The 12,410-nt window shown below is 27.3% G+C and carries 12 protein-coding genes; 1 reads left to right on the top strand and 11 read right to left on the bottom strand.

Going from position 1 to position 12,410, the window contains the following annotated elements; translation table 11 throughout:
• Nucleotides 1-36: 36 nt before the first annotated feature.
• The 11 genes from AYC61_RS07000 to AYC61_RS06960 form a co-directional block, all read right to left on the bottom strand.
• A complete protein-coding gene (locus tag AYC61_RS07000; RefSeq protein ID WP_066498618.1) occupies nucleotides 37-1,227 on the bottom strand; it encodes a class I SAM-dependent rRNA methyltransferase in 1,191 nt (396 codons plus the stop codon).
• A gap of 102 nt (nucleotides 1,228-1,329) precedes the next feature.
• Nucleotides 1,330-1,605: a DUF2087 domain-containing protein gene (locus AYC61_RS06995; protein ID WP_066498610.1), complete on the bottom strand. Its 276-nt coding sequence runs from the start codon at nucleotides 1,603-1,605 to the stop codon at nucleotides 1,330-1,332.
• Between the two features lie 3 nt (nucleotides 1,606-1,608).
• Complete coding sequence (locus AYC61_RS06990) at nucleotides 1,609-2,385, bottom strand: DUF2087 domain-containing protein (protein ID WP_156456376.1); 777 nt, start codon at nucleotides 2,383-2,385, stop codon at nucleotides 1,609-1,611.
• A 254-nt stretch (nucleotides 2,386-2,639) separates the two neighbouring features.
• Nucleotides 2,640-2,816, bottom strand: a complete 177-nt coding sequence (locus AYC61_RS21120; protein WP_156456375.1) for a hypothetical protein — start codon at nucleotides 2,814-2,816, stop codon at nucleotides 2,640-2,642.
• Between the two features lie 204 nt (nucleotides 2,817-3,020).
• Complete coding sequence (locus AYC61_RS06985; protein WP_066498601.1) at nucleotides 3,021-3,647, bottom strand: hypothetical protein; 627 nt, start codon at nucleotides 3,645-3,647, stop codon at nucleotides 3,021-3,023.
• Nucleotides 3,647-3,871: a helix-turn-helix transcriptional regulator gene (locus AYC61_RS06980; protein ID WP_066498595.1), complete on the bottom strand. Its 225-nt coding sequence runs from the start codon at nucleotides 3,869-3,871 to the stop codon at nucleotides 3,647-3,649. Before AYC61_RS06980 ends, AYC61_RS06985 begins: the two co-directional genes overlap by 1 nt.
• A 219-nt stretch (nucleotides 3,872-4,090) precedes the next feature.
• Nucleotides 4,091-5,449 (bottom strand): radical SAM/SPASM domain-containing protein, encoded by a 1,359-nt coding sequence (locus tag AYC61_RS06975; protein WP_066498593.1) that lies wholly within the window; start codon nucleotides 5,447-5,449, stop codon nucleotides 4,091-4,093.
• Nucleotides 5,450-5,562: 113 nt separating this feature from the next.
• A complete protein-coding gene (locus tag AYC61_RS06970) occupies nucleotides 5,563-6,147 on the bottom strand; it encodes a TetR/AcrR family transcriptional regulator (RefSeq protein ID WP_066498591.1) in 585 nt (194 codons plus the stop codon).
• 485 nt (nucleotides 6,148-6,632) lie between these two features.
• A complete protein-coding gene (locus AYC61_RS06965; protein WP_066498589.1) occupies nucleotides 6,633-7,991 on the bottom strand; it encodes a radical SAM/SPASM domain-containing protein in 1,359 nt (452 codons plus the stop codon).
• Nucleotides 7,992-8,437: 446 nt separating this feature from the next.
• Nucleotides 8,438-8,677 (bottom strand): sigma 54-interacting transcriptional regulator, encoded by a 240-nt coding sequence (locus tag AYC61_RS20640; protein WP_162265448.1) that lies wholly within the window; start codon nucleotides 8,675-8,677, stop codon nucleotides 8,438-8,440.
• Between the two features lie 617 nt (nucleotides 8,678-9,294).
• Nucleotides 9,295-10,260 (bottom strand): alpha/beta fold hydrolase, encoded by a 966-nt coding sequence (locus tag AYC61_RS06960; protein ID WP_162265447.1) that lies wholly within the window; start codon nucleotides 10,258-10,260, stop codon nucleotides 9,295-9,297.
• Between the two features lie 239 nt (nucleotides 10,261-10,499).
• On the opposite strand from AYC61_RS06960, the gene AYC61_RS06955 reads away from it, so the two are divergent.
• Nucleotides 10,500-11,822, top strand: a complete 1,323-nt coding sequence (locus tag AYC61_RS06955) for a helix-turn-helix domain-containing protein (protein ID WP_066498585.1) — start codon at nucleotides 10,500-10,502, stop codon at nucleotides 11,820-11,822.
• Nucleotides 11,823-12,410 lie beyond the last annotated feature (588 nt).

The raw sequence follows: 12,410 nt of genomic DNA, 5'->3' as shown, positions 1-12,410 counted from the left end.
ATAGACGTTATTATTTTTAACTCTATATAAAACTTCTTAATTTATTTCTATAAAAACCACTTTGAGGTAATCCCCCTCTTTATATTGCTTTATCGTCTTAAAATCAGTTGGCAATGAAAACTTCTCTACAATTTTATACCTTTTGCTTGTTTCCTTGAAAGCATCATTTATAAATTTTAAAAATTTATCCATATTGAATGAACTACAATTTGTAGATGCCACAATTGTTCCTTTTTCTTTTGTTATGGCTATTGCCTGTTTTAATAAATCTTTATAATCTTTTGATGCACTGAAAGTATATTTTTTTGATTTTGCAAAGCTTGGTGGATCTAGAATAACCATATCAAATTTCAACTGTTTTTTAGCAGCATATTTAAAATAGTTAAAAATATCCTCTACTATTATATCATGTTTGTAGTAATCTATATCATTTATACTAAACTGCTCTATTGTCTTCTCCTTACTTCTATTCGCAAGGTCAACACTTGTTGTTTTCTTTGCACCACCCATCGCACAAAAAACTGAAAATGCACCTGTATATGAAAAAGTATTTAATACTGTTTTGCCTTTTGCATAGTTTTCTTTTATTGTTTTTCTTACTTCTCTTTGATCTAAGAAAAAACCAACCATTGCTCCTTCATTAAGGCAAACTGCAAAATCAACTCCATTTTCTTTTACGATTATAGGAAATTCTCCTCTTTTTCCACATATAAAATCATCATCATCTATATATTTGCCACCCGTTTTAAATCTTTTTTTCTGATATATTCCTTTAAACTCTGTCAATTCATTTAATGCTTTAACAACCTGATTCTTATATCTATAAATACCTTCACTGTACCAATTTATCAAATAATACCCATCATAATAATCTATTGTCAATCCACCTATACCATCACCTTCACCATTGAATACTCTAAAGGCTGTAGTATTATTGTCATTGTACATTTTTTTTCTAAAGCTTATTGCTTTTGCTATTTTGTCTCTAAAATAATTGTAATCTATTTTTTTATTTTCTTTTAAAGTTAATATCCAGCCTATACCTTTATTTTGTTTTCCGTAATAGGCTTTTGCAACAAACTTATTATTATGATCAACAAGTTTTAAAACATCACCTTCATTTTTAAGTTTGTTTTTATTGATAATAGCATCTTTCTCTATCAATGGATATCCATTTAGTATTTTACTAATAAATTTTTTATTCAATCTGACAATTACTTCATTCATACAATACCACCCTAATATGTGTAGTTAATTTATTCTTATTGTAACCCTTTCTAAACATAACTACAATATTATATCATCATTTGTTAATAATACTAAAGTTTTTTATTTATCAATTTCTTCGTGTTTGACTTTCCAATACTTTTTGCCATCATTTGTACGTGCTAACAGCTGATAGTCAATCATCCCTCTTCTAATCATAAGATAATCACCAAATGAGTGCCACTGATTAATAATTTCATTAACTTCCTTTTCACTATAAAAACGATCACACTCAAATTTGTCTGCTATATATTCTAAAACTTTTATTTTTAAGTTATACTTTGCTGGCCAAGCCTTCACTTTCCCATCTTTGTCTAAGAAATTTTTAAATTTCGCCATTTCTCACACCTCCTTTATTTGTTTAATCCAATAACTTCTACAATCATTGGTTCTTTCTAAAAAACCATATTCTATAAGGTATCTTCTAATAGTAGCAATATCTTTTGGATAAATGGATTTTAAAATCTCATTTATCTCTTTTTCAGTATATTTTTTTGATTTTTCAAACTTACTTGTAATCATCTTAAGCACAGTTATTTTCCTTTTTTCTTTTGCCGGAAAAGCTTTTAATTTCAGGTTCTCACCAGCTTCAAAATAAGTTCTTAATATCTTCTCCTCTTCTTCATTAGTGATAATATATCTTTCATCTACCATAGTAGCTCCACTATGAGGTTTTACTAATTCTTTTTTATGTTCAAGCTTAGAAAATGCTTCTACAGATTCATAGATTGCAAGATACAACTTCGCTTGTTTAGCTTTTTCTCTAAATTTAAATCTCTGATGTCTCACAGTTGCAGGAGATGTATTATTTTTGTTTGCTATTTCTTTATCTGATAATCCATTTGCTATATCTGTTAGTAAACTCTTCTGATTCTCAGTTAAGCCAGTAAATTTTTTATCAAATGTTAACAAATTATCTAGTACACTATTATGCTCAAGTTTTATATGTTCTTTAACTGCTCGAAATGCTTCGTACAATTTGCCTCCTATATCGTAAATCCTTCCGACTTCAAAAATTTCATTGCAAAGTAGACATACATAAACACCTTTTTCATAGTTAAATATATATCCATCTTTTATTTCTTCTAACTTCGCATCCATAATTCTATAGTTATTCATAACTTATCCCCATTTTGTTTATTTTATTTATAAACATTATATATTATTGTTTATATTATTTCAAGTATAGTATAATCATTTTGATGATTTGTTTATTTATAATTTCATTAATACATAAAATTTAATATTTTTTATACTTTTAGAAATTCCAGCTTGTTTTTCAGTAGTATATAATATTTCTACATTAAAAAAGAACCTTTGCATTAGGTTCTGTTGTATATTTTCCTATGATATTGATGAATAATATATATTGTTTATTTTCTTTTTTCAATTAAATAAACATACGCATAAGCACTAATATTTATAATAATAATAAGTACCAATGCTTTTACTCTATAAACCTTTGCTATAGTATTAACAAATATTAATAATAATGCCGATATTTTAGTTATAGCTACAATTAGTTTATGTTTCATTATTTTTTTTGACAAAGCAATCATCCCCTCTATTGTTGCATTTTATACAAAACAATGAATATACACTAAATAATACCATATAACTAATAAAAATTGAAGCTAGAATAGTACCAATTTCCAAATATATTTCATTCAAACTTTGTAGTAGCTAGCTGTCCAAATAAAAAAGAATTTTTTGAAACATTAAACAATATTAGAAAGCTTACTCTAATTTTAAATTTACATCATTACTTTTTGATTGAAAATATATATAATAAATAGTAACATTAATACTCCATATATCAAATATATTATATTAAATTTCTTATCAATTTCTCTTTTCATTTTCTTATACTCTTGTCTGCTAAGTTTTTTTCTCTTTGGAAGTAGTGGTATTACTAAGCCTAATAAGATTACATTAATCAATATAGCTAACTCATCAAATCTGATGTATCCAATTTCATTATTAAAGAATTCAAATTCAAACAACATGCTAATTGTCGCAAGTACACTTATTATTATAGAAATATACAGTAAGGTGTTAGCAATTTTCTCATTTTTAATTTTTATCACAAATTCTATTTCTCTTAATCTTATAAAATATAATATTATAGTTAATGCACCTAAGCCTTCTACTGCATAAAAAATAGCATTAATACTTATCTCCGTCTGTCCAATCATTAACATAAAAAACCCGTATCCAAGTAGAAAAATAATTGTTACTAAAGCAGAAATTTTCAATGCGCTATTAAATGCATATTGCTCTAATTCATCTTTATCCATAAGTAATAGTATGAAAAAAACTGCACTAATTATTGCAGCTAAAATAGGCTGCATCCCTAATAACTTTACTCCTAAATCATTCATTATTCAGTCTCCTCCAATATTTCAAAAATTTCATCAACTGTCTTATTAAAGTATTTTGCTATAGAAAAAGCAAGTTTAAGCGAAGGATTAAATGTACCTCTTTCAATTTCGAGTATTGTTGATCTATTTACCCCTAAATCTATAGCTAAATCTTCTTGAGTTAAATTTCTTTCAGCTCTAAGAACTTTTATTTTTGTATTAAATAACTTTTTTCGCTTTGCCATAATTCACCTCCACTTCTTATTATAACACAATGTTGTATATAGTCAACATTTTATTGTTTATAGTTAACATATTGTTGACTATATAATACTAGCTAATATAGCATATCTTATGATACACCAAATAGATATCTTTGATTATTCAAAAAACCAAAATGAGCTATATTAAATATTTTATATAGCTCATTTTACTGTATATTATTATTCTAAGTATTATCTTTTTTATTTATTACATTGACAGCAACCGTGTGAACACTCCCATAATTTATCTGATACTGGTTCCCAATTTTTAGCTGCATCTAAGCATTTTGCACTCAAATCCCTTACATCCTCAGGATTTATTATATCTGTTGAATGTGCATTTGACTTTTCAACCATGTCTGCTAATCTTCCCGGATTGTCAAGTAACGGACATGGGCTAAGATGATTGTTATTAAATGGTTGATTTTGTTTATACTGCATAAATAGAGGAGATTTCAATGCCTCTAATAAAGTGTTTTCTTTGATATTTATATTTGAATAATGTATAAATGCACAAGGCTCTACGTCACCATTTGCATTTATATGTAAATATCTACGACCTCCAGCAATGCATCCTTCCACATATTCGCCATCATTCCAAAAATCAAGAGTAAACAATGATTTTGTTTTTCGGAAATTTCTAACTTGATAATACATAAATTCACGCTGCTCTGCTGTTGCTAAAAGTTCAGGTACAGCATCACAACCAACGGGCATATATGTGAATATCCAACCAAATTTACAACCTTTCTCGATCATTTTATCAAAGTATTCTTCACTCCCAATTACTTCTGCATTCTTACTATGATAGCAAGTAGAGAATCCAAATGGAAGTTTCTTTTCTCTAAGTGTATCCATTGCTTTGATAACAGCCTTATATGTACCTTGTCCACGTCTCATATCAGTTTCTTCTTCAAAACCCTCTACACTCATAGCAGGAATAAAGTTTTTGACTCTAAGCATTTCGTCTGCAAATTTTTCATCAATCAATGTTGCATTTGTAAAGGCAAGGAATATACAATCATTATGTTTTTCGCAAAGCTCTATTATATCTTTTTTTCGTACAAGAGGCTCACCGCCAGAGTAAATATACATATATGTACCAAGCTCTTTGCCCTGCTTAATTATACTATCAAGCGTATCAAAATCCATTGAAAGCTTATTTCCGTATTCTGCTGCCCAACATCCTGTACAATGAAGATTACATGCAGATGTTGGATCCATCAAAATAGCCCATGGTACATTGCAGCCATGTTCTTTTCTTGATTTATTCTGACGTTTAACTCCTAATATTGATGCATTTATTATAAAATTTTCAAAGATTTTTTTTCTTACCCCGTCATCAATGTCGATATAAAGGCTTTTTATAAGCTTGTACCAATTATTTTGCTGCTCAATAGCCATTCTTGTACTATTATATGCAGATTCATAATATCCGTCTTTGTCGAATTTTTCCAACCAATTAAGTAATTTAGGTATATTCTTGTCTGGATCAGAGTCAAGATATGAAATTGCTTTTTTAAGACCAAATTCTTGCACTTTTTCGCTTAGATTTTTCATATTAATTCCCTCCAAATATTATAATTTTGTCACTGACTATTTCGTGAATAAAAGTCAGTTAGTTGGTAAAAAAAAACTTTATGTCTAATTTTTTAATTAAATTTTTTTATATCTTAACCTGTCAGCGAACCTATCTTTAAATTAAGACCTTGCTCGACAAGTTTTAATATCATTTCTCTGCTTACAGTCATTCTATAAGCCACTTCACATATTCCAGACAATATCATCAAGAACATTTCATTTGGATATTGAAGGTTTATTATTCCTTCTTTGGTGCCTATCTCCATAAGTTGCTTTACAACCCGCTTATTTAATTCCCTTATATCATCTTCAATATGCCTATATATCTTAGCATTTGACAGCAAGTCTATTTCTTGTATTATCTGTGGTCCAACTTGCCCAATAGATTCAAAATACAAATCAACGTAATCAGTAAGTTTTTGATAAAAATTTCTTTTTTTATTGTTTACAATTGCATCCATTTTACATTCCATCTCAGTAAAGACTTGGTCTATAACTGCATTTATAACATAATCCTTTGACTTGAAGTAGTAATAAAATAATCCCTGTGCTACACCTATTTTTTTAACAATCATACTTACTTTTGTTTTTTCAATTCCATTTTCAGCAAATAGCTCTCTAGCAGTTGTAATAATTTCTGCTTTCCTTTCTTGAGGTGTTTTTATTATTCTCGTCAACAGCACCACCTTATCAAAAAAAATTATATTTATTAAAGTTTAATATTTATTATTATTATAATGACTGACTAAGATTTTGTCAATAGTCAACATATTTATCTATTATACCTTATAAATACAATTTTTAATGATAAAATCATCAGCATTTATAAGAGTTATATCCATCCGACTTCATATTTTACATTATATATATCAGTTTTTTTCATTAGTTAGCCCTGAACTTTCTGTTTACATAACAATTTTTTTTAAAATTATTTAATAGCAAAAAGAATATAAGGTACACTCAACTCTATCAATTTCTCTTTAGCATTAGCTGTTTATTATATTTGACTTTTATAACAACAGAAGTAATTACGTAGTAATTGCATGGTTTCTTTGCTGTTGAAAAAATTTTTGAAACACCATTGATTAATCAATCTTAATATTTTTTTATCTATAACTAACATCTTAAAAAAGAGGTGCTTTACTTCATTTTGATGATTTTTTTAGTCATTATTTTGGTAGCAGCCCTGTGAACATTCCCATAATTTAGTTGCTACTGGTGCCCATTTATTAGCTGCATTAAGACATTTTGCACTTAAATCTCTAACATTCTCAGGATTCAATATCTCTGTTGATTGTGCATTAGATTTTTCAACCATATCGGCTAATATTCCCGGATTGTCAAGTAACGGACATGGAATAAGATGATTATCATTAAATGGCTGATTTTGTTTGTACTGCATAAATAGAGGAGATCTTAATGCATCTAGTAAAGTACATTCTTTGATGTTTGAGTTTGAATAATGTATAAATGCACAAGGCTCAACATCACCATTAGCATTAATATGCAAATATATACGACCACCAGCAATACATCCATCTATATAATCGCCATCGTTCCAAAAATCAAGAGTAAATAGTGGTTTTGTTTTACGGAATCCTCTAACTTGATGATACATATATTCACGCTGCTCTGCAGTTGCTATAAGTTCATGCACAGCATCACATCCAACAGGCATATATGTAAATATCCACCCAAATTTACAACCTTGTGCAATCATTTTATCAAAATATTCTTCACTCCCAATTACTTCTGCATTCTTACTATGATAACAAGTAGAGAAACCAAATAGAAGCTTATTTTTTTTAAGTATCTCCATGGCCTTGATAACAGCCTTATATGTACCTTTTCCACGACGCATATCGGTTTCTTCTTCAAACCCCTCAACACTTATAGCAGGAACAAAATTTTTGACTCTAAGCATTTCATCTGCAAACTTTTGGTCAATTAATGTCGCATTTGTAAAAGCAAGGAATATACAATCATTATGCTTTTCACAAAGCTTTATTATATCTTTTTTTCGTATAAGAGGTTCGCCACCAGAATAAATATACATATATGTGCCAAGCTCTTTACCTTGTTTAATTATACTATCAAGAGTATCAAAATCCATCGAGAGTTTATCTCCATATTCTGCTGACCAACACCCTGTACAATGAAGATTACATGCAGATGTTGGATCCATTAAAATAGCCCATGGTACATTGCAATCATATTCTTTTCTTGATTTATTCTGACGTTTAACTCCTAAAATTGATGCATTTATTATAAAATTTTCAAATATTTTTTCCCTTACACCGTCGTCAATGTCGGTATATAAGCTTTTTATAAGCTTGTACCAATTATTATGTTCAGAGATTGCCTTTCTTGTACTATTATATGCAGTTTTATAATAACCATCTTTATCAAATTTTTCTAACCAATTTAGCAATTTTGGTATATTTTGATCTGGATCAGAGTTAAGATATGAAATTGCTTTTTTAAGACCAAATTCCTGCATTTTTTCACTTAAATTTTTCATATTAATTCCCTCCAAATATTATTATATTGTTACGTACTAGATTGTTAAGTTAATTGACAGATAATTTTTCCATCTAATCTTTATATTGGTTTCTATTAATATTTTAATCTGTCATCGAACCTATTTTTTAATTAAGCTTTTCAACAATTTTTAATACTATTTCTATGATCATATCCATACTACCTACGACTTCACATGTTTCAGACACTATCATCATAATCATCTCATTAAGATAATAAAAAATAATATTTATATTTATTAAAGTTTAAATATTCATTATCATAAATTATTGATAACTCATTTAAATTTATACTGTTTCTATTTTTTATGCTTCTAATACCAATACATGATGATATCTCCACATTTTAAGAATATCAGTTTGATTTATTTTTTATTAATTCCTTTTTTATATATATGTGACTTTTCCATCATTTATTCTGTTGTCTTTAAATAATTTTTAAAATTGCAATAATAACAAATGCCAGCATAGCCTCCATCTGCTTCATCCATAAGCCCCTTTTATACTTTACTACACCTGTAAAAGCACCTTCAACATGTCCAAAATGTACAGATGAAAGAAGTTCAGGATTGTCTGCATAGTCAGCACAATTTAACTCCACAAATTGTGTATCCTCCTTTATCACATTTTGACTTACTGCATACTGGTATATAAGTTCTTTTCCCAACACCACTACTACCGTTTATAATAACGGGCAGGCAATCATGAATGTAAACAACAGCCGATTTACACTGTTCTACCTGTATTCTTAGACTACCATTAGAACCAATAAAGGAATTAAAAACATTATCTTTACCTTTTTATTTCTGAACAGTTATTTCTTGACCTAATAAACAATACCTTACAGGTCTAGTTTTTGTTTTTGATATTCTTACTTCAGTAAATAATATATTTAAATAGTGACTTATCAAACTTCATTTTACATTTAAAAAGCTTTCTAATTCATTCGCTGTTACTCCCTCATCATATCCAAAATTATTAGCTATTTTTTTACTGTGCATAAACCTTATCCTTGCTCTTCATAAATTATACCTCAAGCAATATAAAATCAAACATCTTAATTTCGTGCAAAATGTTATACTATCACACTCATTTATTTAATTATATAAAAAAATCCTATATGGTAGACTTTTTTAAAATATCGTCTACTCTATAGGATACATTACATTTTTAATAATGATTTTTTTATAATGCTACTATAACTAACATTTTTAATTAATTAAGCTTATTGTAATCTAATATATAATGGAAAAAATAGATTGAAAATAATATAAAAGAAGTTGTTTAATTATACGTTTCTTCTAAAATTCTTAATAATATCTCGTAAAATTTATCTGTTTCTTCATACTCTGGAAAATGTGCTGAATTTTCAAACCAGATGCTTTCTTTTTTAGGTGCTTTTAATTGTCTAGCGTATTTTTCAACAATTATTGAAGGCGTTGTATAATCATATCTACCCATACAAAAATATACAGGTGCTTTTACTTCTTTTATACTATTGAAAAAATTAATATTCTTTTCAATAAGATCAGTAAATAAATATTTAACGCTAAATTCACTACCATCCATAATTGTTTTAAATTCTTTATCAGTACAGTTTTTTATTAAATCTTCATAAATATCACTATTTCTTTCAACATAACCAAATTCATTTAGCCATTTTCTCTGTATTGATATATCGGTTAAACAATTTTTATAAGGTGGATGTCCTATTTTTTCTAATTCTTTAATCGCTAAAATATGATTTTGTTTTTTTGCCTCATCAAGTAAAAACTCATAAGATATTTTTTCGCCTTCTTGAGAATTAACTATCTGTCCTATTCCAATATAAGCATAAAATTTTTCTGGATAATTATTAATAGTTATCAATCCAAATACACTCGCAAATGACTGCCCTACTAAATACAGTTTATTTTTATTGAATTTTTTTAAAAGATAGTTAACTACCTCAATAGTATCTGAAGCTAACTGTTCTAAATTCATTGAATCTTTAGGAATGTTTTCATTATATGATTTTCCTGCTCCTCTTTGGTCCCAGTTTGCAACAATAAAATTTTTTTCTATCTTGGATTGAAATTCAGATATATTTGGGCTATAAGGAATCCCAGGTCCTCCATGTAAAAAAAGAATTATTGGATTGTTTTTATCATTCCCACGTACAAGTATATATTGATCTACACCACCTATCGTAACTATTTCTGACTCATTTACAAAGCATTTATTTGTTTTCTCTAAAAAAGTTTTACTCACCACTATGTTTCCTCCTTATTATATTTTTGTTCTATATATTATCATAATTCAGATTCTGCTAAATGTAAGTTTAATTGTATTTAACTTTATAGATTTATAGTATACTATTTTATTTTATATGTCAATGTTTGTTTAATATAATTTAACTTTTTACTATTCCTTCACCTTGTAAGTTAAATATGTTTATACTATAATAGAATCGTAACCCATAATTCGTGTTAATTTAGGAGGTTTTGCAATTGTCTAAATCTATAGGTGAAAAAATTAAAGAATTAAGAAAAGAGCTTAAAATTACACAATCTAAATTAGCCGGAAATGATATGACTAAAAGTATGTTAAGTCAAATTGAAAATAACCTTGCAACTCCTTCAATGAAAAATCTTAAAATTATAGCTAGAAAATTAAATAAGCCAGTATCCTATTTTATAGAAGATGATTCTTTATCTAAAAATAAATTACCTTTACATGAAATTCAAAATAAGGTAAAAGAAATTAACACATTAATTGATACTTATCAATACGAAAAGGCAAGGAAAGAATTACATGGTTTATTATCCAAATATAATTTTAGTGAAAATAATAAATTGCACGGTGATATTCTGTATAAGCTTGGAGAATGTCTAGGATATTTAAATTTATATGATGCTAGTGAAACACAACTTGACAAAGCTATTAGTATATATAAAAAAAGCCAACTATATTCAGATGCTGCAATGGCATATGTAGAAAAGATGGCTAGATATATGAATGATTTTAACTATAAACCATGCTTAAACATTATAGATCAGGCAACTGATATATATAGCTTATCAATAAATAAAGACTATTTTTTTGAAATAGATTTAATGTACATAAAAGCATTAGTATATTCAGGATTAGGAGATTTTCATAAAGCTCTTTTAATTCTTAAGAAAGCTATTTCATTTTCTAATAAAAAAAATATTTACTATAACTCTGACTTGCTATATCAAATAACAGCTTCTCTAAATCTTATTTTAAAAAATTATGATGAATTTTTATATAATATAAAAAAAGCAGAACAATTTGCAATTTTTACCGAAAATAAATTTTCATTGTCTATCATTTATTTAAATTATGCAGAATACCACAACCTTATTAATAATCCTAAAAAAGCACTTGAATATTTAAACAATATAAAATATAGTATTTCAAAAAAAGATTTTAATATATTTTACACTATGGAAAAAGCCAAAGCATTATATCTGTTAGAGGATTATGAAACAGCTCTGACATTATTTAAAAATATAGATTTTAATAATGTAAATGTAAAGTTTAATAAACACGATTATCTTTTTATGTGGTCTGCTAAAATATATCATGGTCTTACGCTAATGAAATTAGAAAAATATAACGAAGCTTTAAAGCAAATGATTATTGGTATTGAAAAACTAGAAGTTTGCCAAGATTCTATATATCATGTTTTTGCTTACAAAAGCGTAAGCCAGTTATATTCTATATTTCAAGATTTTGAAACAGCATTTAAATATTTAAAAATGGCAAACGACATGGAAGAATCTCTTAATGAACGGCCCTTTAAATAGAATCACCTAATCAATAAGATTCACCCATGCATTCTTCCTAATATGTATCCTACCATATTCAAATGTAAATCTACTACATTTTTAATACTAACTCTTTTAAAACAATTCCAATGGTTAATCTTTATTCATTAATTTTATTGGTTTATTAAACTAAGAATTTTAGGGGATTCAAAAGTTTTACCCTAAGGAATGGAAGTATATAGAGGAAAAAAATTTTTAAATAACACTTATTTGAAACTAATAAAGTGGGATTAAAGCAGGGAAATAAGAAAAGATATTTATCCTAGAGTGTCAGTCTTGTATTAAATAAAGTTACTAATAGCTTTTTAGATCACGAGTTTTTAAATGAAAACAATTTAATTATAAGTCAAGTAATAGAAGAATGAAAAAATAAGCTATAAATTGCAATATTAAATGTCGCATTGAATTTGTTAAGTTATACCATGTATAATTTTGTAAATAGTATGTGATGATACTATCATACATTAATGCTAACTTTCTCGTAATTGCTATTTATTTGGTATATATGGCTTTGTCAAGGACTTTGCCACCAGGCGGTGGTGCGTAGCATCCTTTACAAAGTTATAT

It is taken from the genome of Abyssisolibacter fermentans (assembly GCF_001559865.1).
Lineage (GTDB): Bacteria > Bacillota > Clostridia > Tissierellales > MCWD3 > Abyssisolibacter > Abyssisolibacter fermentans.
Note: the sequence above shows the minus strand (reverse complement) of the source record. Positions and strands in the feature narration are given on the sequence as shown.